Annotated in this window: 17 protein-coding genes, 2 tRNA genes and 2 pseudogenes; 14 read left to right on the plus strand and 7 right to left on the minus strand. The window is 69.1% G+C overall.

The genetic code is table 11. The annotated features are described in order from the left end of the window. Positions 1–100: 100 nt before the first annotated feature. Together ND747_RS29985 and ND747_RS29645 are read right to left on the minus strand one after the other, a co-directional pair. A pseudogene (locus tag ND747_RS29985) lies at positions 101–580 on the minus strand (serine/threonine protein kinase); the annotation flags it as partial. Positions 581–748: 168 nt separating this feature from the next. Continuing rightward, a pseudogene (locus tag ND747_RS29645) lies at positions 749–1363 on the minus strand (serine/threonine-protein kinase); the annotation flags it as partial. Positions 1364–2154: 791 nt separating this feature from the next. Here ND747_RS29645 and ND747_RS03035 point away from each other — a divergent pair. Beyond that, positions 2155–2847 (plus strand): site-specific integrase, encoded by a 693-nt coding sequence (locus tag ND747_RS03035; RefSeq protein WP_251731618.1) that lies wholly within the window; start codon positions 2155–2157, stop codon positions 2845–2847. 88 nt (positions 2848–2935) lie between these two features. On the opposite strand, the gene ND747_RS03040 is transcribed toward ND747_RS03035, so the two are convergent. Then, positions 2936–3008 (minus strand) — tRNA-Lys (locus ND747_RS03040). A gap of 457 nt (positions 3009–3465) precedes the next feature. Between ND747_RS03040 and ND747_RS03045 the strand changes: the two genes are divergently transcribed. Then, the gene (locus ND747_RS03045) at positions 3466–7338 is read left to right on the plus strand and encodes an ABC transporter ATP-binding protein (protein WP_251731577.1); all 3873 of its coding nucleotides are present in this window, start codon (positions 3466–3468) and stop codon (positions 7336–7338) included. 53 nt (positions 7339–7391) lie between these two features. Further along, a complete protein-coding gene (locus ND747_RS03050) occupies positions 7392–7715 on the plus strand; it encodes a hypothetical protein (RefSeq protein ID WP_251731579.1) in 324 nt (107 codons plus the stop codon). Here ND747_RS03050 and ND747_RS03055 read toward each other — a convergent pair. Both ND747_RS03055 and ND747_RS03060 read right to left on the minus strand, forming a co-directional pair. Continuing rightward, the gene (locus ND747_RS03055) at positions 7608–8477 is read right to left on the minus strand and encodes a hypothetical protein (RefSeq protein ID WP_251731581.1); all 870 of its coding nucleotides are present in this window, start codon (positions 8475–8477) and stop codon (positions 7608–7610) included. The two genes, ND747_RS03050 and ND747_RS03055, sit on opposite strands and share 108 nt — an antisense overlap. Continuing rightward, positions 8471–10123, minus strand: coding sequence for a phospholipase D family protein (locus ND747_RS03060; protein ID WP_251731583.1), 1653 nt, complete (start codon positions 10121–10123; stop codon positions 8471–8473). The genes ND747_RS03055 and ND747_RS03060 overlap by 7 nt, the downstream gene beginning before the upstream one ends. A gap of 137 nt (positions 10124–10260) precedes the next feature. Between ND747_RS03060 and ND747_RS03065 the strand changes: the two genes are divergently transcribed. Both ND747_RS03065 and ND747_RS03070 read left to right on the plus strand, forming a co-directional pair. Next, entirely contained in the window at positions 10261–10956 is a 696-nt protein-coding gene (locus ND747_RS03065) for a polysaccharide deacetylase family protein (protein ID WP_251731585.1), read from the plus strand. Between the two features lie 476 nt (positions 10957–11432). Continuing rightward, a complete protein-coding gene (locus tag ND747_RS03070) occupies positions 11433–12149 on the plus strand; it encodes a response regulator transcription factor (protein ID WP_251731586.1) in 717 nt (238 codons plus the stop codon). Positions 12150–12156: 7 nt separating this feature from the next. Here ND747_RS03070 and ND747_RS03075 read toward each other — a convergent pair whose 3' ends face one another. Next, positions 12157–13527 carry an HNH endonuclease signature motif containing protein gene (locus tag ND747_RS03075; RefSeq protein WP_251731588.1) on the minus strand — a complete coding sequence of 457 codons (1371 nt, stop codon included), beginning with the start codon at positions 13525–13527 and terminating at the stop codon, positions 12157–12159. A 441-nt stretch (positions 13528–13968) separates the two neighbouring features. Here ND747_RS03075 and lon point away from each other — a divergent pair, with 441 nt between their 5' ends. The 9 genes from lon (at position 13969) to ND747_RS03120 (ending at position 22333) form a co-directional block, all read left to right on the plus strand. After that, complete coding sequence (gene lon / locus ND747_RS03080) at positions 13969–16467, plus strand: endopeptidase La (protein WP_251731590.1); 2499 nt, start codon at positions 13969–13971, stop codon at positions 16465–16467. A 399-nt stretch (positions 16468–16866) separates the two neighbouring features. Then, complete coding sequence (locus ND747_RS03085) at positions 16867–17355, plus strand: hypothetical protein (protein WP_251731592.1); 489 nt, start codon at positions 16867–16869, stop codon at positions 17353–17355. Positions 17356–17407: 52 nt separating this feature from the next. Beyond that, positions 17408–18067, plus strand: coding sequence for an oligoribonuclease (gene orn, locus ND747_RS03090; RefSeq protein WP_251731594.1), 660 nt, complete (start codon positions 17408–17410; stop codon positions 18065–18067). A gap of 96 nt (positions 18068–18163) precedes the next feature. Then, a tRNA-His gene (locus ND747_RS03095) sits at positions 18164–18239 on the plus strand. A 241-nt stretch (positions 18240–18480) separates the two neighbouring features. Continuing rightward, a complete protein-coding gene (locus ND747_RS03100; protein ID WP_251731596.1) occupies positions 18481–19449 on the plus strand; it encodes a pirin family protein in 969 nt (322 codons plus the stop codon). 148 nt (positions 19450–19597) lie between these two features. Beyond that, positions 19598–20383, plus strand: a complete 786-nt coding sequence (locus ND747_RS03105; RefSeq protein ID WP_285899891.1) for a Crp/Fnr family transcriptional regulator — start codon at positions 19598–19600, stop codon at positions 20381–20383. A gap of 59 nt (positions 20384–20442) precedes the next feature. Continuing rightward, the gene (locus ND747_RS03110) at positions 20443–20859 is read left to right on the plus strand and encodes a hypothetical protein (protein ID WP_251731600.1); all 417 of its coding nucleotides are present in this window, start codon (positions 20443–20445) and stop codon (positions 20857–20859) included. Between the two features lie 90 nt (positions 20860–20949). Then, on the plus strand, positions 20950–21873 hold the full coding sequence (locus ND747_RS03115; RefSeq protein ID WP_374216130.1) for a HipA family kinase: 924 nt from the start codon (positions 20950–20952) through the stop codon (positions 21871–21873). Continuing rightward, positions 21866–22333 (plus strand): DUF3037 domain-containing protein, encoded by a 468-nt coding sequence (locus ND747_RS03120; RefSeq protein WP_251731603.1) that lies wholly within the window; start codon positions 21866–21868, stop codon positions 22331–22333. The genes ND747_RS03115 and ND747_RS03120 overlap by 8 nt, the downstream gene beginning before the upstream one ends. A 15-nt stretch (positions 22334–22348) precedes the next feature. On the opposite strand, the gene ND747_RS03125 is transcribed toward ND747_RS03120, so the two are convergent. Further along, positions 22349–23746: a glycoside hydrolase family 26 protein gene (locus ND747_RS03125; protein WP_251731605.1), complete on the minus strand. Its 1398-nt coding sequence runs from the start codon at positions 23744–23746 to the stop codon at positions 22349–22351. Positions 23747–24090: the final 344 nt, after the last annotated feature.

Raw genomic sequence — 24090 nt, forward strand, 5'->3', positions numbered from 1 at the left:
CCCCGGACGACCCGGGGGCACCGGTACCGGCCACAGTGGTGATCGTTCCGTCGGTGCCGACCCGGCGCACCCGGTTGTTGTCCTGGTCGGCGATGTAGAGGGCGCCGGTGGTATCGACCGCCACTCCGTTCGGATTCCTAAGTTGGGCGTGGGTGGCCGGCCCGCCGTCCCCGGACGACCCGGGGGCACCGGTACCGGCCACAGTGGTGATCGTTCCGTCGGTGCCGACCCGGCGCACCCGGTTGCTGCCCCAGTCGGCGATGTAGAGGGCGCCGGTGGTATCGACCGCCACCCCGGACGGATTCCCGAGTTGGGCGTGGGTGGCCGGGCCGCCGTCCCCGGAAAACCCGCCCGTCCCGGTACCGGCCACAGTAGTAATCAGCGAGGAGGCGATGACCAGTGCGGGGCTGGATTCGGTCAGCAGGACAACGGCCGCGACGACAGCGAGCAGCGCCGTCAGGAAGCTAGCGATGATGGCCAGGGGACGGCGCCTGCGACGTGCTACGGGCCCGGTCGACCGGTCCGGCGGCGGGATTCGGTGGGGACGGCAGGCGGGTAGCCGCCTCCCGGACCGCGTCATCCACCCCCAGGATCAGACCACTGCGTGTGAGCCAGTCAGCCTCGAACGCCTCCACGGCAGCCTCAGCAAGCGCGACCGCGAACTCCTGCGCTGACGGGTATCGCGCGTCGATATCCTCCTCCACCGCCCGCATGACCACCCCGGCCAGCGCTGGGTGCACACCGGTCAGCGGCTCGACATGGGGACGTGCCGGCTGCTGACCGGTGAACAACGCGTACAGCACCAGCCCAAGGGAGTACCGATCCGTAGCCGGGCCGAGCACGCCGAAGTTCCGCTGTTCCGGCGCCATCCAGAACGGCGTCCCGGTCCTGCCGAACGCGGCGGTGTGCTCCAGCAGCTTCGCGATCCCGAAATCGACGATCTTCAGGGTGCCGTCGTTGCTGAGGAGCAGGTTTGCCGGTTTGATATCGCGGTGCAGTATCTGCGTGCCGTGCACATACGCTAATGCATCAGCGGCCGCCAGTCCGATCCGCACACTGTTTCCGGCGGGAGAGTGCTGTTGATTTTGTTTAGGGATTGACCGTCGACGAATTCCATGAACAACAGGAAGAGGTCATCGATGTCGTCCGCATCGAAGATTTTGACCAGGTGGGGATGGTTTAGTCGAGCCAAGACCTTCGCTTCGGCACCGGCGCGCTGGCGTTCGTCGGCACTCTCCACGGTCATCGCTTTGACCGCGACCAACCGATCCAGTCGACGGTCCAGGGCCTGGAACACGTCACCGAAACCGCCACTGCCAAGCCGGCTGTATAGTTCGTAGCGGTCGGGTAGCACTCGCTCCACATGGTCGCGGTCTACCGACGCAGCCCCACCTCTCCCCTCTCGCTGGCGGCCGCCGAGGATCCTCGAAGGCGCAGGCTGCGGTCATCCCCTAGATAGGCTAACTGTAGCCAATCGGCCGCTATCGGTGCAGACCATCCTGTGCGGGGCTGACGTTCTGGGGAGGTTGGGAGTGCCAGACCCCGTCGGGGCTGCTGTCGGATCGCGAGGGTGAGTTCGGTGAAGGCAGCCGTCAGCCGCAGATGCGAGTCAGCGTTGGCTCCGAGTTCGTAGTGGGCCTTCCCTGCAACCATCCGTTGCGATGTCTAACCACAACGGCATGTGCCGGTGGTGCTTCAGGTGGTGCGGCCGTGGTCGGTGCGGAGGATGACGAGGGCGACCTTCACCATCAGGTCGATCTTCCAGGGGTCGAGGCTGACGTTGCTCGGCCGGGTACCTCATCCGGGCGGATCGTCGAGTACTTCCGAGGCGGGTGTGCCTACGGAAGTCGGTGACCTGATGTGGCTGTGCTATCGGGGGGGCGACCTACCTTCAGGAACACGGCTAGGCCGCCGAGACGCTGCCTCTGCTCCACCGTGCTCTGGCCATCGACGAAGCCGTCTACGGCCCCGACCACCCGACCACCCGAGTGTCATGACGATCCGTAACAGTCTTGAAGCTGCTCGAAACTCTCTCGACGGGTGACCACAGAAGGTCCCGCCGCTGGCAGGCCGCCCGGGTAGGGCTGTCCGGGAAGCGGAGCGACCTGGTCAAGTCTCCCGGCTGTGCGCTGGTGTGCCCTCTACTCGTTGTTCATGCCACCCGGCGTGCGCGGCGTAACCGCACCGGTCCGGAATGGCCCACCGGCAACCCGCTGGACGTGGCCTGATGCCTGCGCGCAAGGGCCGGCGCGGCGCCGGCGAAGGAGCCATCTACAACGACGTGCGTGGGCGCACGGCTGCGGGGACATCTCGTCCTGCGGGACGCCCCGCAGGTGCCCCCGGCGTACCGGCGGGGGACTGGTCATCGTCCAGCCGAAGTCCCGGGCGGGCCGGCGAACCATCGTGCTCCCACCCGGCCTGGCGACTGACCAGCGCGCACACCGTGCGACCCAACGCCAGGAAGCGGAAGCGGCCGGCAGCGCTTGGCGCAACGAGCACGATTTGGTGTTCACGCAGCCGACCGGCCACCCGATCGACCCCAGCGCCGATCATCGGGCCTGGAAGGCACTCCTCGACGCGGCGGGCGTCCGGGCAGCCCGGCTACACGACGCACGTCACACCATGGCAAGCCTTCTACTCGCGCAGAAGGTCCACCCCCGAGTCGTCATGGAGATCATGGGACACTCGCCGATCAGTCTGACCCTCGGCACCTACAGCCACGTCGCGCCGGAGCTGTCCACCGACGCCGCGGACCGGATGGCGGCGACACTGTGGGACACCACGAACAGTGACAAGCTCCAGCAGAAGCCAGAGGAAGAGACGAAGGAAGAGCCAGAGGCCGAATGATGGCTGTGTGCTCTTTGGCTGCCAGCGTGGCTGCCAAGAAGGATCAGCGATACGGCAGGACCGTGCCGTAGGGGCTGGTGGGAGCGGGTGCGCCGTCAGGGACTTGAACCCCGAACCCGCGGATTAAGAGTCCGCTGCTCTGCCAATTGAGCTAACGGCGCGTTGCCTTCGCGTTCCCGTGCGGTTGCCGCGTCGACATGGAGAACTGTACCAGGCGGCGCGGGGGGTGTGGCCGGGGGGGTGGGTCCGATCTGCTGGATAGGTCGGTCATGGCGGGCAAGCTCGGCCCGTCGTCGGCGATGGGGGCTCTGGTGATTCCGCGGAACACCATGATCAGAATCGTGGTGGCGGACGGAAGTCGAGCCGGATCGGGGTGTGATCGGTGGGCGGAGGCGGGGCGGGGTGTGGTCCGGGGCGCGGCGGCGTGGGCATCAACGGCGTTGCGGGAATGTTGCGCTGATAGACACTGACTGGGCCGTGCACGGACGCCGATGGACGTAACGTCGAAGCGGCGGTCGCGGGCCGGTGCCGTCCGCCGCCCATCGCGCGATCTGACGTGGCTGTTGCCGCGCCCGTACATCCTGGAGGTTCGCCGCGAGCACCGAGGTATCGGCATCCATGCCCCAGGCGTCACAGCTGACCCCTGGGGTGTCCGACGTGTCCGGGTTCGGCGCCGACGCCGGCGCACCCGTGCAGCAGGCACCGCCCGAAGCAGAGCGGGATCGCGGGTGGGTGCGGCGGTTGCTGGGGGCGGTGCTGGTCTACCGGCGCAACGCGATGTTGGCCTTCGGATCGGCGCTGCTCGGGACGCTGGTGACCGCGGCGGTGCCGCTGGTGGAGCGGTCGGTCATCGACAACGTGGTGATCACACACCGGCATGCGCTGGCGCCGTATCTGGCGGTGCTGCTGGCGTCCGGCGTGCTGATCTTCGGGTTTGCCTACGTGCGGCGGTTCGTCGGCGGGAAGCTGTCGCTGGACGTGCAGTACGACCTGCGGGATGCGGTGTTCGCGACGATCGAGCGCCTCGACGGCAACCGGCAGGACCAGCTGTCCACGGGGCAGGTGGTGTCGCGGGCGATCTCCGATGTGACGGCGATCCAGGGTCTGCTGTCGTACCTGCCGATGGTGACCGGGAACGTCGTGCTGTTCTTCGCGTCCATGGCGGCGATGGCCTGGCTCTCGCCGCTGCTGACGCTGATCGCGGTGGCGATGGGGCCGGTGCTGTACTTCCTTGGCCTTCGGGCGCGGCACACCGTGTTTCCGGCGACCTGGGCGGCGCAGCAACAGGCGGGCGAGGTTGCGGGAGCCGTCGAGGAGGCGGTCGCGGGCGTGCGGGTGGTGAAGGGGTTCGGGCAGGAGTCGCGGGAGCTTGACCGGCTCGCCACCCATGCCCGGCTGCTGTTCGCACTGCGGATGCGGGCGGTGCGGATCACCAGCCGGTTCGGGGCGGCGATGCAGGCGGTGCCCGCGCTGGGGCAGGTCGCGGTGCTGGCGTTCGGCGGGTGGCTGGCGCTCACGGACCGGATCACGCTCGGCACGTTCCTCGCGTTCAGCACCTATCTCGGCGCGCTGATCGGGCCCACCCGCACCCTCGCGGGACTGCTCACCGTCGGCCAGCAGGCCAAGGCGAGCACGGTACGGATCTTCGAGATCATCGACTCGCGGCCGACGATCAGCGACGCACCGGACGCGCACACCCTCGGGGCCGCCCGCGGCCTCGTCGAACTGGATGACGTCACCTTCGGCTACCAGTCGCAGCGTCCGGTGCTGCGTGGCGTCAGCCTGCGCGTCGAGCCGGGGGAGACGCTCGCGCTCGTCGGCACGTCCGGTTCGGGCAAGTCGACGATCTCCCAGCTGCTGGCCCGGTTCTACGACCCGCAGGGCGGAACCGTCCGCCTCGACGGCCACGACGTGCGCACCCTCACCCTCGCGAGTCTGCGCGCCCAGCTCGGCATGGTCTTCGAGGACAGCTTCCTGTACTCCGACACCGTCCGGGCGAACATCAGCTACGGTCGGCCGGACGCCACCGACGACCAGATCTTCGCCGCCGCCCGCGCCGCCCAGGCCGACGGGTTCGTCCGCGCCCTGCCCGACGGCTACGACACCGTCGTCGGCGAACAGGGGCTGACCCTGTCCGGCGGGCAGCGCCAGCGGGTGGCCCTCGCCCGCGCCCTGCTCACCGACCCGCGGGTACTGATCCTCGACGACGCCACGTCCGCCGTCGACGCCCGGATCGAGGCCGAGATCCATGCCGCGCTCGCCGAGGCGATGCGCGGGCGTACCACCATCCTGATCGCCCACCGGCGCTCCACCCTGCACCTCGCCGACCGCATCGCCGTTCTGGACGCCGGCCGCGTCGTCGACCAGGGCACCGAGGCCGAACTCGCCGCCCGCTGCCCCCTGTTCCGCCGCCTGCTCGCCGGACCCGGCGACAACCTCGCCGCCGAGGAACCCGCGCCCGAGCCACCGGCGATCCCGGCACCGGCACCGGCACCGGTCATACCTGCCGGGCGGCGGTATGGCTCCGTTTCCGGCTCCGACGGCGGACGGGGTGGGTTCGGGGGGCGCGGTGGCGGTGGGATCGGTGGGGGGCAGGCGTTTCGCGGGCCGGCGGGGCGGGCGTTCGGGGGTGGCGGTGCGTTCGGGGATGTGCCGGCGACACCGGACCTGCTCGCCAAGGTCGACGCGCTGCCGCCGGCGACCGAGGACCCCGGCATCGACCAGGCCGCGGCCGCTGCGCCCGACCCGGGGTTCACACTGCGGCGGCTGCTGGCCTGGGTGCGGATTCCGCTGGTGGTCGGCCTGCTTCTCGTCGCTTTGGACGCGGTTGCCGGGCTTGCCGTGCCGGCGCTGGTGCGCCACGCCGTTGACGACGGGGTGAGTACCGGCGCCCGCGACGTGCTGTTCGCCACCGCGGGGATCGCCCTCGCCGTCACCCTCGCCGACTGGGTGATCCAGATCTGGCAGACCCGGGTCACCGGCCGGATGGGTGAGCGGCTGCTCTACGTGCTGCGGGTCAAGACGTTCGCACAGCTGCAGCGGCTCGGGCTGGACTACTACGAGCGTGAGCTGGCCGGGCGGATCATGACCCGGATGACCACGGACGTCGACGCGCTGTCCACGTTCCTGCAGACCGGGCTCACCACCGCGATCGTCAGCCTGCTGTCGTTCTTCGGGGTGCTGGTCGCGCTGCTGATCCTCGACGCCGAGCTGGCCCTGGTCGTCGTCGCGGTGCTGCCGATCCTGATCGTGGCGACCATCGTGTTCCGACGGCACTCGTCGGCGGCGTACACCGAGTCGCGGGAGCGGGTCAGCGCGGTCAACGCGTCCCTGCAGGAGAACCTCACCGGGCTGCGGGTCGCCCAGGCGTTCGGTCGTGAGCAGGTCAACCAGGAACGCTTCCGCGAGCTGTCCGACGCCTACCGGCGGTCCCGGACCCGCGCCCAGCGGATGATCGCGATTTACTTCCCCGGGGTGGAGTTCCTGTCCCGGATCGCCCTCGCGCTGGTGCTCGGTGTCGGCGCGCACCTGGTCGACCATGGCACGCTGACCGCCGGTGGGCTGCTCGCGTTCATGCTGTACGTCAACCTGTTCTTCTCGCCCGTCCAGCAGCTGTCGCAGGTGTTCGACGGCTACCAGCAGGCCATGGTGGGCCTGCGCCGGCTGTCAGACCTGCTGCGCACGCCCACGTCCACCCCGCCGGCGGAGCATCCACGGGCCGTCGGCCGCCTCACCGGCGACATCGTCCTCGACGATGTGACGTTCGGTTACACGGTGGCCGGGATGGCGGCGAAAACCCGGGCGGTGGACGGGGTGAGTCTGCGGATCGCGCCGGGGGAGACCGTCGCGTTCGTCGGGGAAACCGGGGCGGGCAAGTCGACGGTGCTCAAGCTCGTCGCCCGGTTCTACGACGTCACCGGTGGGGCGATCCGCATCGACGGCGTGGACGTGCGTGAGTTCGATCTGTCCGGCTACCGGCGGCGCCTGGGCATCGTCCCGCAGGAGCCGTTCGTGTTCTCCGGAACCGTCCGCGACGCCATCGCCTACGCCCGCCCGGACGCCTCCGACGAGCAGGTCCGGGCCGCCGCGCAGGCCGTCGGCGCCGAGACGTTCATCGCGTCGCTGCCCGAGGGCTACGACCATCCCGTCGGCGAACGTGGTCGCGGCCTGTCCGCCGGGCAGCGTCAGCTGCTCGCGCTGGCCCGCGCCGAACTCGCCGATCCGGACATCCTGCTGTTCGACGAGGCCACCGCCGCCCTCGACCTCGCCACCGAGGCCGCCGTCACCGCCGCCGCCCAGGCGGTCACCACCCGGCGGACCACGATCGTCATCGCCCATCGGCTCACCACCGCCGCCCGTGCCGACCGGGTCGTCGTCATGGCCGGTGGACGGATCGCCGAACAGGGCACCCACGCCGAGCTCGTCGATGCCGGCGGCGCGTACGCCCGGCTCTGGCAGGCGTTCACAGCGGGGAATTCCGCGATGGCATGATTCGACCTCCCGTGGCCGGGGGAGATCCTCGACAGCCATCCAGGGAGGTCGTCATGTTGACGAATGCTGCGCTCGTCGTTGACGTCGCATGGCCGGAGCTGCCTCGAGAGCTCTCCGGGCCCGACGAACTCGTCGACCAGCTTGTCGACGCTGACCTGCAGGAACGGGCTGGTATCACTGCTGTTGACGAGCACGGCCTCGCCCTTGCCCTGCGCCGGCCGGAGGAGGCCGAGACGTTCGCGGCCGATCTCGCCGACCGGCTGTCCGCGCTAGGGATGCCGGATCGCACCTACCTGTCCTGGCGTGACGATCTCGGCCTGCACCGCCGTTCCGTCACGGGACGCCGCATCGCGACGACTGCCCGCCGGGTCGCCTGAGCCCGAGCTGCCGACGGCCAGCGTCGCCTGGGCGATCGCCGTCCCGTAGCGGGCGGCCCCCGGCGACGGGATCGGGCACCGGACCATCGGCGGCATTGTCACCGGGCAGAAGTGGGTACCGTCCGGGCCGCGGACGGTGACGAACCCGCTGGGTCCGCAGGTTTCGCCTGCCCTGCAGCGCAGGGTGGGGGTGAACCTGCCGTTGTCTGTCACCGTCCGTCCGGCCGCGGCCACTGTGACGTGCGGATGCTCGACGGCGAGCTGCTGCCAGACCCGGTCCAGCGCCGTGCGGCCCGCCGCGTCGACCGGCTGGTCCGCGCGGGGTGGCGCCTCCACCAGTACGACGGCGACTCCGGCTGTGGTCAGCAGGTCGATGGCATGGCTGATATCCGCCCGGTAGGCGCCGATCAGGTCCCGGCCGCGCATACAGGCGGAGCCCTGGTTGCCGGAGAACGCCAGCGCCGTGACCGTCGGGTGGAACGCGTGGATCTGGACCGGAACGTCCGACAGCCAGTCGCAGGGGGCGGTGCCGCCCCAGGTCCGAACCAGCGCGGTGGCCTTGCGGTCGGCCTGTACCTCCCGGGTGAACACGGGCTCGGCTTCCCAGGCCAGCGAGTCTCCCCACAACACCACTCGCGGATCCATGCCCGGCCGACTCCGCGTCGATGGATGTTGCACGACCCAGGTGCCCGCGACGAGCACCACGGCTGCCACGAACATCCACGAGATCGGGCTGAACCGGCCGGTCCGGCCGTTCACCATCGCCCGGCGGTCCGCATCCGACGGGGCCGGCCGTCCGGGTCGTAGATCGCGTGGTAGAGCGAGTTGGCCCACGCCTGTTGGACCCGGCCGAGCCGCTGCGGAGCGTGCGGAACGACCCGGCCCGGCGGACGGTCGCCGACCCGCCCACCCGCGTGCCAGTCAGCCAGCGCCGCCGCCCGATCGCGGAACAGTGCGAACCCCGTCTCCGGGTCGAGCAGATCGTCGTCGGGGCCGTCCCAGTCCAGATGCTCCCGCCATAGCTGCAGCCGCAGGTCGCGGGCGTACACCCGAGCGCCGTCGCCGAGCCCGCCCGGGTCGCGAGGCTCCCGCAGGTCGAGCTCGTCGTCGATGGTCGCCACCGCGAGCTCGCTGTCATGCGTCCAGGAGCGGCGGTTGAGATTGTCCGAACCCACCGAGGCCCAGACGTCGTCGACCGTCACCGCCTTGGAATGGACGTAGACGGGTGTACCGGCGTGGTTCTCCACGTCGTACACCGCGACCCGGTCACCGCCCGCGGCCCGGCACACCTCGAGGGCCTGCTGGCGTCCGACCAGGTTCGGTGGCAGCGACAGCGCGCCGCCCTGGGTCGGATGCCGCGGCACCACGATGATCAGGTGTAGTCGCGGAGAGCGGCGCAGCGCGTCGGCGAACAGTCGGGCGACCTCGGAGGACCACATGTACTGGTCCTCCAGGTAGATCAGCCGGCTGGCTCGTCGCAGCACCTTCTGGTAGGCGCGGGCAATCGAGCGCTCACCGGCCTGGGCGAACGGATACGGCCCCCACCGTCGCCGCGGATAGGTCCGCAGAATCTGGACGTTGTGCGAGCCCACCTCCGGTGGATCGGGCTGCGGGTCGGGCAGCGGTTCGGTGACCGTCGCCACCGGGCGCAGCCGGTAGAACAGCCGGCGCAGCGGGTTGGGGTTCTCCAACGACGTCGGATCGTCCCACCGCTCGCGAAACGTGTACTCCAGATCGCCGACCGCCGGGCCGTGCACCTCGACCTGCAGGTCGTGCCAGGGCGGAGCATCACCGTAGGGCTTCGCGATCGGCTGGCTCTGCGGATCACCGGCGTGGGCGGCGTCGTCGCGCCGGTTGTAGCACAGGTCGATGCCGCCGGCGAACGCCACGCCACCGCCCGGGTCGCCGCCGCGGCGCGCGATCACGAGCTTTTGGTGGTGCGAGCCGCCGGCGCGTACTCGCTGGTCCAACGCGACCTGAGCCCCCGCCTGCCCCAGCCGTTCGGCCAGCATCCGGTTCGGCTTCGAGCTGAACGACAGCAGCTCCAGATGCGAGCGCCACACCAGCCCGCGCACCGCCACCCCACGCTGGGCCGCCCGCCCCAGCACCTCGCCAACCTCGGACCCGGCACCGTCGAGGCGCTGGTCGAGATCTCCGCGCCAGTCGGTGAACAGAAGCAGATCGCCGGCATCAAGGCTCTCGACAGTTGCCAGCAGTCGACTGAAGTACTCCCGACCATGGATGAGCGCCACGACCTGATTACCGGTCGTCCATGGCCGATCGTCGCCGCGGCGGTGATCCAGAGCTGTGTCCGGGTTGCCCCGTTCGTCGCCGGAGAGGAACCACGCCGCCAGCATCGCCTCCTTGCTGGGTACCGATAATGCCGTTGTGCCGTCAGTGGTCACCATCGCCTCCTCTCCTGCTCTCGGATCCAGTACGACCCGTACCCCCACTTACCAGACCTCGCAGCCGGGCAACGTGACCGGACTCATATCCACCGCCCGTATGGGACAGTCTCGGCATGCGGCCCTCCGGCGTACCTCTGATGGTGACGGTCGGCGCGACGGCCGGGCTCGCCTACGGGCTGCCATCGCTGGCAACCCTGCGTCGCGCCCGGATACGGCTCACCCCGCGCCTGGCCGGGATCGGCGCGCCCGACCACGTCGCGCTCACCTTCGATGACGGTCCTGACCCGGCATCCACCCCATTGTTCCTTGACGTGCTTGCCGAGGTGGAGGTGCGGGCCACGTTCTTCGTCCTGGGCAGCCAGGTGCAGCGCGCGCCAGGTCTGGCGGGAGAGATAGCCGCAGCCGGGCACGAACTCGGCGTGCATGGCTGGGACCACCGCCCCATGCTGCTGCGTGGCCCCCGTTCGACCCACGACCAGCTTGCCCGCACCCGCGATCTGATCGCCGAGGTGACCGGCCGCCCGCCCCGCCATGTCCGCCCACCGCACGGCATCCTGTCATCTGGGGTGCTGCTGGCTGCCCGCAGGCTGGAGCTCACCCCCGTGCTCTGGTCGGCCTGGGGACGGGACTGGACGGCATCGGCCACCCCGGGCACCGTTCTCGCCACCCTCGCCCCCGATCTGCGTGGTGGCGCCACTGTGCTGCTGCACGACAGTGACTGCACCTCCGCGCCCGGCGCATGGCGCAGTGCACTGGGAGCCCTGCCCGAGCTCGTTGCCCGGTGCGACGACGCCGGCCTGCGCATCGGTCCGCTCGCCGAGCACGGCCTGTAACACCGCGCCTGACGCTCGCAACGGCGACAAATGCGCCACCGGACGGGCAGCTGGCAGCATTAGATATTTGATGGTTCGCCTCGCTCATTTATTACCCTAATAAATATCCAGGTTGCCCAAATGACGGATGGTCATGGGCGAGTCGCCGTGTAATCCCGCTGTCCGCCGCTGGCGTCCGATTTAGGGTGATCTGTGGGTCCGGTGGTGCCCTGTTCGCGGCCGGCCGGCCGGCCGGGCCGTCGAAACGACTGCCGCATCGCGGACGAACCCGCCGATACCCTCAGCTCGCCACACTCGTGCCCCGTATTATTCCGGCATGTCGGATGCTTTATCGGGGATCGGCGCCACCGCCTGGCGAGCGCTGCCGCGACCACTGGTATGTCCTTCATCACGTAGAGTGGATGAGTGTCCGAACCCTCTTTCGTTCGCGTCCGCGTCATGGGCCGGACGTTTCGCCCCTGACACCCGGGTGTGTGATGACGGCCAGTGTCGTGCCGCCGTCGGCCGCTGAGGCCGGCACTGTCGAGGGCTCCGTGCCGATTCGGGTCCTCGTCGTAGATGACCATGAGCTCTTTCTTCAAGGCCTGCAGACCGTTCTGGAGATTGAGGAGGACATCAGCGTCGTTGGCCGGGCCGGCGACGGACAGGAGGCGCTGTCACTTGCCTCCGGCACGCTGCCGGACATCGTCCTGATGGACGTCCGCATGCCCGGCCGCGACGGCATCGCTGCGGCCAGTGCCATCCGCCGGGCGGTTCCACGGACCAGGATCGTCATGCTGACGATGTCAGACGAGGAGTCGGACCTTTTCGAGGCGATCAAGGCAGGAGCGGTGGGATACCTGCTCAAGTCCATCCCGCCGCACGAGGTCGCTGACGCCGTCCGCGCTGTGCACAACGGGCAGAGCCTGATCAGCCCGTCGATGGCATCGAAGCTGATGGTCGAGTTCGCCACCATGGCCCGGGGCTCGGACGATCGCCCCCGAGCCCCGGCCCCGCATCTGACCGCCCGCGAGCTGGAGGTCCTGCGCCTCGTGGCCGAGGGCCGAGCCAATCGCGAGATCGCCCGCAAGCTGTTCATCAGCGAGAACACAGTCAAGAACCACGTGCGCAACATCCTCGACAAGCTCCAACTGCACTCTCGGATGGAAGCCGTGATGTACGCCGTCCGGCAGGGTCTGTTCGACATCGAATGATCCATGCCTACGCTGTGAGCCCGTATCGGCTGCTCGCGCTGGCAGGCTGCTCGGTGGGAGCAGGGGCGGACGGGAGCATGCGTCCATCAGGTGCTCGGACGGTGACCAGGCCGTCATGGTCACGACTGAGCGTGAGCCCCAGGTCGTGAACGGCGCGGTGGTGGGAGCCGCACACAAGCAGCAACACCTCGATATCGGTTTCGCCCTCGTCGGCGTGCCACTCACGGCAGTGATGGATCTGGAGCCACCGCGTGTGCTCGCAGGAGGGGAACTGGCAGGTTCCCTGATCGCGGGCGTACACGGCATCGCGTAGGCGGCTGGTGGGCTGACGGTTGCGTCGACCCAGGTGCAGTGGGTTCCCCTTGCTGTCGGTGATCAGGGCGCGGATCAGGGCGTCGCAGCCCAGCCGGCTGACCATGCCGGCAGGCAGCCCGATGCTCGAGCCGAGGGCGGACGCGATACCGGCGGGAAAGCGCCCATGCGGGCGATCCTTCGTGTGCTTCGCAGCCCTGGGCCCGCCGGGGCTGATGTTCTGCGGAACCTCCTGATCACCGGGCTCTGACTCGAGTTCAGGGCCGGGGGCGATGATGTGGCAGGTCAGGTTGTGCGGAGAGTCCTGAAGCGCCGGCGCCCCGTGGTGCAGGAAGGCCTCGGCCAGTGCGATCAGAGCATCAGCATCGCGGACCTGCCCCCGAGGAGCGTGGACGATCTCTCCATCGGAAGGCGGCCCGGCCGGAGCCGGGGGCGTGTCCTGCCCGGTCTCCAGGCTGACACCCGCGGCGTCCAGGGCGCCGAGCAGGATCGCCGCGTCATCGGGCGCGAGGGTGGCGACGATACGCACCATGCCATCGGGAGTGGAACGGACCTTGAGCGTGCGGGCTGCGCGCAGCTTGCCGGGGTCGGCCGCCTGCTGGCGACGACGAGAGGCCAGCCGTTCCAGCTTTCCCGCGGTCATCCGCCGGGCATGATCCAGCCACTCGGTCTCGTTGCCCGAGGTGGCGATGCGGGTGATGGCGCGGACCTTCGAATAGGACAGCTCGCCCAGCGCAAAGGCGGCACTGATGGCGGGGAGCTTCTCCAGTGCATGAGCGGTGGCGAGCTGCTCACGGGCGGTGCGTAGATCGAGCCCGCAGTGCAGCGCCAGCCAGTGCGCGCAGGAGGAGATCCCGAGGCCGGCCCAGCCCTGGCGGCGGTCGAACGTGGCGATCACACGCAGCCAGGTACAGGAAGCAGCAGCGAGCCGAGAAGACCAGCGGAGGATCGTGTCCTCCACCTCGCTCAGCGGGGCGCGCTCCACCTCGCATCCATCGACGATCGGGCCGAAGGCGTAGTCGTGCTCCGAGGATGGGGACGCGTTCGAGCAGGGTGTGGCAGTCATGGTCATCACCGGTTCAGGGGTGAGGCGATGCGGAGGCTGGCAGGTCTCAGCCTTCCACACGCCCGCCGAATTTTCGACCATCTGAGCGATTTTTTTCGAACGTGTGTCCGAAGTTTGCGGTGCTCGTGGGCGTGGTCGTGACCTGGTACCGAATCGCATGGCTGTCCTTGGCCGGGTATTTGATCGAGCGAGGCTGGCTCGCCAGGTTGGGTCGACTCCATGTGATCTTGGTGTGGTCGGCTTGGGGTGGGATGGGCTGATGTTGCGCGGTTCCGCGGAACCGCGGGCCGGGGGCCGGGGCGTCCGCTGGGGGTCGGGCGGTGAGAGGTCCGCTGGTCATCGAGAAGGCTGTTCGCCCACAGCGATCAGACTTCGGAACATTGACAGACTGACCTGAGTTAAGCCAAGGTGACTCAACTTCCTGACCTGAGGGTGGACCGCATGGCACAGAACCGGGTGTTGCCCGTACTGCCGCTGGATGACGCTGTCGTCCTGCCGGGCATGGTGGTGTCCCTTGACCTGGCCGACGACGAAACCCGTGCGGCCGTACACGCCGCCCGTGCCGGTAGGTCACCCGGCGCGTCCGATGCCCGGGCGCCGGGCATCTCCAGCCGGCCCGGCGCGGCCGGTGCGGAGGTGCTGCTGGTGCCACGGGTTGACGGTCAGCTCGCGGAGGTCGCCGCGGTCGGCGTCATCGAGCAGACCGGGCGGCTGCCGCGTGGTGGCTCGGCTGCGGTGGTGCGGGGGGCGTCTCGCGTGAGCGTCGTCGGTCTGCGTCCGGCCCCGACGGCAGGCGAGCCGACGTCCGAAGACGAAGCAGACGATGGCCGCGGGGCTCAGGTGAGCTGGGCCGAGGTTCGTGATCTCGAGGGTGGTGCGGACGAAGCCGCCGAAGCCGCTGAGGGGCTGGCGCGGGAGTACAAGGCGTTGGTCACCGATCTGCTGCGCCAGCGTGGCGCGTGGCAGGTCGTCGACTCCGTGTCGACGATCACTGATCCGTCCGTGCTTGCCGACACGGCCGGTTACGCCGCCTATCTGAACACGGCGCAGAAGATCGAGCTGCTCGGTACGCCCGCGGTCGGTACCCGGCTGCAGCGTCTGGTGGAGTGGACGAAAGAGCACCTCGCGGAGCTGGACGTGGCCGAGACCATCCGCCGGGACGTTCAGGAGGGGATGGACCGCCAGCAACGTGAGTTCCTGCTGCGCCGTCAGTTGGCTGCGGTGCGTAAGGAGCTTGCGGACCTCGACGGGTCCGAAGCCGGCGGCGGCGCCGGTGGCGGGTCGGAGCCGGCGGACTACCGCGCCCGGATCGAAGCCGCGGAGCTGCCCGAGAAGGTGCGGGCGGCAGCCGTCAAGGAAGTCGACAAGCTCGAGCGCACCGCCGAGTCCTCGCCGGAGGGCGGCTGGATCCGCACCTGGCTGGACACGGTTCTCGACCTGCCGTGGAACGTGCGCGCCGAGGATTCGTACGACATCGTTGCCGCTCGGGCCGTGCTCGACGCCGATCATGCGGGGTTGGAGGACGTCAAGGACCGGGTCATCGAGCATCTGGCGGTGCGCCGCCGACGGGCGGATGCGGGGCTCGGGGTGGTCGGTGGCCGGCGGGGCGGAGCGGTGCTGGCACTGACCGGGCCGCCGGGAGTGGGCAAGACATCGCTCGGTGAATCGATCGCGCGGGCGATGGGCCGATCATTCGTCCGGGTCGCGCTCGGTGGGGTGCGGGATGAGGCGGAGATTCGCGGCCATCGGCGTACCTATGTCGGCGCGCTGCCTGGACGGATTGTCCGGGCGATCCGTGAGGCCGGCGCGATGAACCCGGTCGTGCTGTTGGACGAGGTGGACAAGCTCGCCGCCGACTACCGCGGTGACCCGACCGCGGCGCTGCTGGAAGTGCTCGACCCGGAGCAGAACCACACGTTCCGCGATCACTACCTCGAGGTCGAGCTGGATCTGTCCGACGTCCTGTTCCTGGCGACGGCGAACGTGTTGGAGGCAATCCCGGCACCACTGCTCGACCGGATGGAGGTCATCCGCCTCGACGGCTACACCGAGCAGGAGAAGGTTGTCATCGCCCGTGACCATCTGCTGCGCCGGCAACGGGAACGCGCCGGGCTCGCTGCGAGCGATGTCACCGTCGATGATGACGCGCTCGGGATGCTGGCCGGGGAGTACACCCGTGAGGCCGGAGTGCGTGATCTGGAGCGGGCGATCGCCCGACTGCTACGTAAGATCGTCGCGCAGGTCGCTCTGGGCGAGACGGCGCTGCCGGTCGCGGTGGATGCGGCGAACCTGGTCGGCTACCTGGGTCGGCCCAGGTTCACGCCGGAGTCGGCGGAACGCACCGCGTTGCCGGGCGTGGCGACGGGACTTGCCGTCACCGGTGCCGGTGGGGACGTGCTGTTCGTCGAGGCATCGCTGGCCGACGCGGAGACCGGCGGTGCCGGGCTTACGCTCACCGGGCAGCTCGGCGACGTGATGAAGGAGTCGGCGCAGATCGCGCTGTCCTATCTGCGTTCGCATGGGGCCGAGCTGGAGCTGCCCGTCGGGGACCTCGCCGACCGGGGCGTCCATGTGCACGTGCCCGCCGGCGCCGTGCCCAAGGACGGGCCGAGTGCCGGGGTGACCATGACGACGGCGCTGGCGTCGTTGTTGTCCGGCCGGCCGGTTCGTGCGGACGTGGCGATGACCGGGGAAGTGTCACTGACCGGGCGGGTGCTGCCGATCGGCGGAGTGAAACAGAAGCTGCTCGCTGCCCATCGGGCCGGCCTCACCACCGTCCTGTTGCCTCAGCGCAACGGGCCGGATCTGGACGACGTGCCCGCGCCGGTGCGCGCGGCGCTGACCGTCCATCTGGTGACCGATGTGCGTGAGGTGCTGGATCTGGCCTTGGAGCCTGGTTTCGAGCCGGCGAGCCGCTCCCGCCAGGCGCTCGCTGCCTGATCTTCTGTTGGGGGGCCGCGGACGGGTGGCCCCCCAACGGGGACGCAAGGGACGGCTCGCCACAGCTGGGAGGCGACGCGCCGTGGACAAGGTAAACACCATGTGACGGGGGTGCACGAAGGGCCGATCGGAGCTACGGTCGGGGCGTGGATGGTGGCCGCTGTCTTCGGCAGGAGCGCATTGCGCAACAACGCATCCTGGGGCTTAGTCGCCGAGGGGTGCGGCAGAGACCGCGTGACAACCGTGGGCCGGCGCATCTGCCGAGCCGACCACCCGGTCGGCGAAGGCGTCGTTCGCACTAACAACATCCAGAGGCACCTACCGGGTGCTCGTCGTGGCCCAGCGGCCCGCTAGAGTCATCGGATCCCCATGCCGGCGCGGCGAAGGGACCCGAACGAGGTGGATGCCCTCAAGCATGGCTGGATCGGCCTTGCGCTGTTCTGCGCGGCGCTGGTGCTCATGCCAGCCCTGGTCTTCGGGTACAACAAGGACGTCTCTCGAGCTGATGAGGACCGCGCCACCGTCTCACCGACCACGGGCGTTGTGGACCTTCCGTCGACCCGCGCCGCGCTTGCGCCCAGCCCCGGGCCGACACTCGCCTTCGTGGGCATCCAGCCGAACGAGCCGATCTCCGGCTTCAAGCGGATCGAGGTCGAGTCATTCACCTATTCCGGGCCCCTCACCTGGGTGCTGAACGGACCCATCGAACCCTACGAGATCAACCTCGGCGGCCCGCCGTACGTGTTCGCCCCCGGATCGGATCAGGGCTGGCAGACCCGCGGTGTCGCTAACGGCCAGTACACACTGGCCGCGGTCCCGGTCCGGGAGCCCGGCATGACGATCTCCATCTCCTTCACGGTCAGTAATCAGACCGGTGTGTCCGGTTGATCGCCTGCCCGGGCGCGTGACGGGGCCGTCCGAAGACCTTAGTGTCAGCGGGATGGATCGTCTGGTGTGGATCGACTGCGAGATGACGGGCCTCGACGCGACGTCGGACCTGTTGCTGGAAGTTGCCTGTCTTGTGACAGACAGTGAACTCAATGTGATCGACGAGGGTATCGACCTGGTGCTGGCCGCGCCGGACGAGGCGCTCGACGCCATGGTTCCCGTCGTCCGCGACATGCACCAGACGTCCGGCCTGACCGCCGCTGTCCGCGCGTCCACGCTGACGCTGGCCGAGGCGGAGAAACTGGTGCTCGACTATGTCCGTGAGCGGGTGCCGGAGGTTCGCCGGGCGCCGCTGTGTGGCAACTCGATCGCCACCGACCGGACCTTCCTCGCCCGGTACATGCCAGCGCTGGACACCCACCTGCACTACCGAATGATCGACGTTTCGTCGATCAAGGAACTCGCTCGACGATGGTACATCCGGACCTATTACGCCGCTCCGGTCAAGCGCGGCGGTCACCGGGCGCTTGCCGACATCCAGGAGAGCATCGAGGAGCTGCGCTACTACCGGGAGGCGCTGTTTGTCCCCGCACCGGGCCCCGGTACAGACCAGGCCCGCACCATCGCCGCCGACGTCCGCGCCCGGACCGAGGCCGCCCAGGCGGGGCTTGCCGCCGGCCGGACCGATGCCGCCGACGCGAACGCCGGCTGAGACAGTCGTTGCCGGTGCCCCACCCGTCCATGTGGCCTCTGCGCCCGGTATGATGCCTGTGCACGGTGAGACGCCCTCGGCGCCACGCCGTACATGGTGGGTGTAGCTCAGCTGGTAGAGCACCGGGTTGTGGTCCCGGTGGTCGCGGGTTCAAGTCCCGTCACCCACCCCAGCGCCTGTGTGGCCTTTTCTGGCATCCGTGGCATCCGTGGGGTTCTGCTCACGGGTCGGTTGCTCTCCTGTCCCCGATGATGGTCGGCCTGTTCGCGTGCCGGCAGGTAGCTCGGTGTGGTTGGTGAGTGGGAAGAATCTGCGGGGGTTGGCGGTTGTCCGAGCCAGGTAATTGCAGATGCAACTACCTGGCCGCGGTCGCAGGCCGCAGCCGCACCTGTGAGACCGACCTGGAGGACGTCATGCCTGCCGTGACCGCCGATACCATCCACCTGCCGCGGCTGGCCACGCCTGGCCACGGGGTCGTCGACCGTCCGGTGCGGAAGATCACGACCGCGGTGAGCGGGTTCGAGGGTGAGGGATTCCCGGTGCGCCGGGCGTTCGTCGGGGCACGCCGCGACGAGCTGGACCCGTTCATCATGATGGATGAGATGGGCGAGATCGACTACGCACCCGGTGAGCCCAAGGGGACGCCGTGGCATCCGCATCGTGGCTTCGAGACCGTCACCTATATGATCGACGGGACTTTCCAGCACCAGGACTCGCACGGCGGTGGTGGTGTGATCACCGATGGTGCGACGCAGTGGATGACTGCGGGTGCCGGGATCCTGCACATCGAGACACCGCCGGCGGCCCTGGTGGAAAGCGGTGGGCTGTTCCATGGGGTGCAGCTGTGGGTGAACCTGCCGGCGAAGGACAAGTTCACCGCGCCGCGCTACCAGAGCATCGAGGGTGGCCAGGTGACGCTGCTCGCGTCCCCGGACGGCGGCGCCCTGGTGCGGGTGATCGCGGGTGAGGTCGGAGATCGGCGCGGGCCGGGTTCGACGCACACTCCGATCTCGGTCGTGCACCTCACGGTGAGTCCCGGCGCAGCCGTGCACGTCCCGTGGAACCCGGAATTCAACGCACTCGCCTATGTGCTCGGCGGCCGGGGCTCGGTTGGGCCGGCGCGCACGGCGATCGAACACGGTCAGCTGGCCGTGTTCGGTGCCGGTGACCTGGTCAGTGTCGCCGCGGCCGAGCGGCAGGACGGGTCCAGCCCGCAGCTGGAGGTGCTGCTGCTCGGCGGGCGTCCGATCCGCGAGCATGTCGAGCAGCACGGACCGTTCGTCATGAACACCCGTGCGGAACTGGTCCAAGCCTTCGAGGACTACCAGGCGGGGCGCCTCGGCGTCATCCCCGCCAACGCCCTCATGCCGCACCGGGTCTGAACCGCGGCGGTTGGGGGCGACAGGCGTACGGACTTGTCCCCGGATGTACGAACGCGGTCCACGGACGGGAATGCGTCGGTAGGCTGGCATCCTCCGGAAGACGTTCCGGCTTTGTTCGCCGTTGACCTCGCGAGTGACGGGGGCTGGGATGGCGCAGGAAAAAGTACCGGCAGGACATGAGCCTGGCTGGCCGGCGGAAAGCTTTCTCGGTCAGATTTCAGCGGCCAGTCGGGCTGAATTTCTCCAGCTTGGAGCTCATCGTGTTTTTTCCGACGCAACGACGCTGATGCGAGAGGGCGACCGGACCAGATTCGTCGCTGTTGTGCTGAGCGGATGGGCGAAGGTCGTCGGAGGAAGCGAGAACGGCCAGGTCGCTCTGCTCGCGATTCGCCGCAGCGGCGATCTGGTCGGTGAGCTCGCCGCGATGGACGCCGCTCCTCGGCTGGCCACGGTGGTCGCGGCCGGCCCGGTGAGTGCCAGGGTACTGCCGGCCGAGGTGTTCCTTGCCTATCTTCGTCACCGGCCGCAGGTGCATCAGGTGGTGAGCGGCACCATCGGGGCGAAGTTCCGGTCGGCGACGAGACGCCGGGTCGAGTTCGCCGGCTATTCGGTCGCGCTTCGGGTGGTGCGTGTTCTGCTTGAACTGGGCCAGCTGTATGAGACCACCACGGTTGACCGCTACCAGCCCATCGTTGTTCCTTTGGCCCAGCCCGAGTTGGCGGCCCTGGTGGGGGCCGCCGAGCCGACCGTGCACAAGGTGCTGCGGGACCTGCGGCAGCGCGGAGTACTGTCCACCGGCTACCGGGCCGTGGCCATCCGGGATCTTGATGCGCTGCGGGCGGAGCTTTCCTGCGTGGACACCGACTGGCAGCCCTGGGGTCCCTTTCCCGGGTCGGTGTCGGTCGCCCCGGCGCCCCGGGCCGCCGGCGCGTGATGGCGGTGCGGGCCGGATCGGACCGGTGTGCACATCGCGGTGGGTGGGCGGACCGTCGGATGCCGAGTCAGCCACTTTTCCGGCACCTCTTCTCGCTGGGCCTGCCCGCCGGCGACTTTGTGATTGCCGGCAGTGGGCCGCTGCTGGCACATGGTCTGATCGACTCGATCGGAGATCTGGACGTCGTGGCCCGCGGTCCGGCCTGGCGGCTGGCCTGGCTACGAGGCGAGGTGGGGCCCGCACCGATACGGCCGGCCCGTCAGATCCTGTTCTTTGATGGTCAGATCCAGGTACTGGACCGATGGTTCGACTGGAATGTCGACACCCTGATCGAGGAGGCGGATATCATCTGCGGCCTGCGCTTCCTCGATCTACCGACCGTCCTCAGGTCCAAAAGGCGGTTGAACCGGGAGAAGGACCACCGGCACATCAGGCTGGTGGAGGATTTTCTGGCCCGGGGCCAGCCGTTGGGCTGAGGCGATCCTGGTTGCTTCGGGTCGGCCGGTAGGGTAACCGCCACGGATCGGGAGAACTGGCGGGTCAGCGGAATGCAGGGGCGCGTGGGGTTGCGACAGGTCGCCGCGGTGCGGTACGCGGCTGCGCTGCGTGAGGGCGGGAGCCTGCCCGGGCTGATGGAGGGCGATGACCTCGGCACCTGGGTGGTGAAGTTCCGCGGTGCCGGGCAGGGGCGGGCAGCACTCGTTGCCGAGGTGGTCGTCGGGGAGCTGGCCCGGGAGCTGGGCCTGCCCGTCCCGGAGATCGTCGTCGTCGACGTCGATCCGCAGCTCGGGCGGACCGAACCCGACCAGGAGGTCCAGGACCTGCTGCGTGCCAGCGCCGGGGCCAACCTCGGATCGGACTACCTGCCCGGGTCGATCACCTACGATCCGCTGGCCTTTCTCGTGGCCCCCGAGCTCGCCGCGCGGGTGCTGTGGCTGGACGCGCTGACACTCAACGTGGATCGGTCGTGGCGCAATCCGAACCTGCTGGTGTGGGGCGGTGGCCTCTGGCTGATCGATCATGGGGCGGCGCTGTATCCGCATCATGACTGGGCGAGTGCGGACAGGGCCATCGCTCGGAGCCTGCCCGGCGTGGACGATCATGTGCTGTTGACGGCGGTTGCCGCCCGGCCGGAGGCGTTCGCGCAGGCAGACGCCGAGCTCGCCGAACGGGTGGAAGAGGCGTTGCTCACCGCGGTGCTTGAGCGGGTGCCCGACGACTGGCTGGCGGTGCCACCGCAGCGTTACGTGCAGTGGCTGCTCGCCCGGGTCGCGGCACGGGGCGCCTGGCGGGACGCGGTGATCGCGGCGCTCGGGTCCGTCGACGAGGCCGGACGAGCCGCGAAGCCCGAAGACGCCGGCAGGTCAGAGCGGTCAGAGCAGTCAGGGCGGTCGGGGCGGTCGGGGCGGCCAGACTGGTTGCGGGCCGGGGACTGGCTGCGCACCGGCGGGGCGCGGCCCAGGCAGCCCGGCGGGCGCGGCGATGCCTGAGCTGTTCGAATACGCGGTGATCCGGTTGGTGCCGCGGGTGGAACGCGGCGAGTTCCTCAACGTCGGGGTGGTGCTGTACTGCCAGCGGTCGCGGTTTCTGGACCTGCGCTGCCGGCTGGACGCACCCCGCGTCACCCTGCTTGATCCGTATCTGGACCTCGGCTCGGTCGTGGCCCACCTGGGCGCGTTCGCCGCGGTCTGTGCGGGCGGGACGGCCGCGGGACCGGCCGGTCGGCCGGGACCGGGGGAGCGGTTTCGCTGGCTGACGGCGCCACGGAGCACGATCATCCAGACGTCGCCGGTGCACACCGGCCTCACCGACGACCCGCCGGCCGAGCTGGAACGCCTGGCCGACCTGCTGCTCGGCGAACCGGGCCCGCCGGGACTGCCGGGCTCGTCGCACCAGCCGGAACCGCTGGCGGCGGGGACGCGGGAGATCGCGTCCCCGCCGGGTGGGTGAATCGGGTGTTACCGGTTACCAGAGCTGCGAGTAGCGCACCGCGGCCTGGGGGTTCTGGAACACACAGTGTGACGGATCATTGGGGCGGAAGAGGTTCGAGCCCACGTTCGGCGGCTCACAGGTGTTGAAGTAGTTCTCGTAGTAGAAGCCCTTGCCGGCGCGTTCCCGGAACCAGTTCCACATGAACTGGATGTAGTTCGGATTGTCACCGGCGCCGTTGTCGTCGTTGCCGCTGACGACACCCCACTCGCCGACGCCGAACAGTTTTCCGTGCTGCCGGGCGAAGTTGTACAGCCAGGTGATGCCGCCGGTCTCGTTGGCCTGCTTGTCGAACTCCGCCTGGGTGCGCGACGGCGGGTAGTGGTCGTAGGCGTCGATGCCGATGATGTCGACGTACGGGTCACCCGGGTAGAGGTCCAGCGGGTTGTGGCTCGCCGGGTTCTGCGAGTAGTGCGCGTTGATGGACCAGTCGAGCAGTGGATCGGGGCTGGCGGTCGACCGGATGGCGTTGGCGATGTGCCGCCAGCAGTTCACGTAGGCGGTCGGATTGCTGCCCGACCACTGGTACCAGTTTCCGTTGGCCTCCCAGGCGATGCGGATGATGGAGTCCTGCCGGCCGGTTTCGTTCAGGGTCTGACCGAACCGCCGCCAGTGGTCGTCGTACGCGCCGGTGGCGCAGGTCTGCAAGGACGCGCCGACGTTCTCCGGGAACGGCGGGACGGAGATGACCAGCCGGCCCGGCCAGCCGGCGAAGTTCTGCTCCGTCCAGGACGGCTCGACCATGTTCTGCCAGCTGTCGCGGCTGACGAACACCTGTGACAGGTCGCAGGGGCTACCCCGGTTGGCGCAGAACGCGTTGATGTCCGAGGGCTGCTGGACTGGGTCCCCGTTGACGCCGGAGAACCAGGGCAGGCCCGAGGGGTGCGGGGGAGCAGCGGGGCCTTCGAGGACCTCGCGGAAGCTGTCCGCCCGATCGATGCCGACCCAGGTTCCGGTGGACGGGCTGATGGAACGCCCGACGTTCACGACGAAGGCGGTGTGCGCGCCCGCCGGCAGTGTCGAGGAGCGGTAGAACAACGCCCGGGACAGGGACGTGCCATAGGTGTTCACTGCATACGGAGTGTTTCCGTCGATGCTGACGGTGATCACTCCGCCCTGGGGTGAGCGGATGCCGTAGATGTCGATCTGGGAGCCGGTGAACCGGATTGCGGCGGTCGCCCCGGCGGCCACCGAATAGTGGTAGCTGTTGTCTTCGGTGGTCGGCGGGCACCCGCTGCATCTGGTCCACAGATTCACGTAGCTGACCTGGCCGCTGGTGTCCTCGGCCGTCCCGTTCTGCAGGAACACGGCGTACGCCGGGTTGAGGGCCCCACCGAGCAGGAACAGCGGTGTGAGGCAGAGGACGACGGGCATAATCCAGGCCCGTAGGCCGCGTCGCTGACGGCGGTGGCTTCTTCCTGACGAACTCCCCGTATGTATGGTCCGGTGCTGGTGACGGCCCCGTCCGCTGGTTTCCCGCCGGTGGCGCCCCATGGGCGGTGTTGCGTGTGTCGTCGGTGTCATTCCCCCGCCTGCTGCAGTCGGTCATCGGTATGCGTGCGCCGGTGACGGCCAGCCGTTGACGGGGGGATAGTAGGCAGAAAGCAAGATCAATATTACTCTCTGTATCGAGACTCGCGGGTCAGGCGTCGCGGCAGTCTCTTATGTCAGGAAAAGGCCGCTTCGGCAACCACGCTGCGTGCATGGCGGGTAGGTCG

The sequence above is a fragment of the Frankia sp. R82 genome (assembly GCF_023716925.1).
GTDB lineage: Bacteria > Actinomycetota > Actinomycetes > Frankiales > Frankiaceae > Frankia.

What these genes read in the sequence shown, in the direction of transcription:
- ND747_RS03070 (WP_251731586.1), top strand. Translation starts at nt 11,433, where the DNA reads ATGACGGCCAGTGTCGTGCCGCCGTCGGCCGCTGAGGCCGGCACTGTC.
- ND747_RS03065 (WP_251731585.1), top strand. Translation starts at nt 10,261, where the DNA reads ATGGTGACGGTCGGCGCGACGGCCGGGCTCGCCTACGGGCTGCCATCG.
- ND747_RS03120 (WP_251731603.1), top strand. Translation starts at nt 21,866, where the DNA reads ATGCCTGAGCTGTTCGAATACGCGGTGATCCGGTTGGTGCCGCGGGTG.
- ND747_RS03125 (WP_251731605.1), bottom strand. Translation starts at nt 23,746, where the DNA reads ATGCCCGTCGTCCTCTGCCTCACACCGCTGTTCCTGCTCGGTGGGGCC.
- ND747_RS03105 (WP_285899891.1), top strand. Translation starts at nt 19,598, where the DNA reads ATGGCGCAGGAAAAAGTACCGGCAGGACATGAGCCTGGCTGGCCGGCG.
- ND747_RS03100 (WP_251731596.1), top strand. Translation starts at nt 18,481, where the DNA reads ATGCCTGCCGTGACCGCCGATACCATCCACCTGCCGCGGCTGGCCACG.
- ND747_RS03035 (WP_251731618.1), top strand. Translation starts at nt 2,155, where the DNA reads ATGCCACCCGGCGTGCGCGGCGTAACCGCACCGGTCCGGAATGGCCCA.
- ND747_RS03075 (WP_251731588.1), bottom strand. Translation starts at nt 13,527, where the DNA reads ATGACTGCCACACCCTGCTCGAACGCGTCCCCATCCTCGGAGCACGAC.
- ND747_RS03055 (WP_251731581.1), bottom strand. Translation starts at nt 8,477, where the DNA reads ATGGTGAACGGCCGGACCGGCCGGTTCAGCCCGATCTCGTGGATGTTC.
- ND747_RS03050 (WP_251731579.1), top strand. Translation starts at nt 7,392, where the DNA reads ATGTTGACGAATGCTGCGCTCGTCGTTGACGTCGCATGGCCGGAGCTG.
- ND747_RS03060 (WP_251731583.1), bottom strand. Translation starts at nt 10,123, where the DNA reads ATGGTGACCACTGACGGCACAACGGCATTATCGGTACCCAGCAAGGAG.
- orn (WP_251731594.1), top strand. Translation starts at nt 17,408, where the DNA reads ATGGATCGTCTGGTGTGGATCGACTGCGAGATGACGGGCCTCGACGCG.
- lon (WP_251731590.1), top strand. Translation starts at nt 13,969, where the DNA reads ATGGCACAGAACCGGGTGTTGCCCGTACTGCCGCTGGATGACGCTGTC.
- ND747_RS03045 (WP_251731577.1), top strand. Translation starts at nt 3,466, where the DNA reads ATGCCCCAGGCGTCACAGCTGACCCCTGGGGTGTCCGACGTGTCCGGG.
- ND747_RS03110 (WP_251731600.1), top strand. Translation starts at nt 20,443, where the DNA reads ATGCCGAGTCAGCCACTTTTCCGGCACCTCTTCTCGCTGGGCCTGCCC.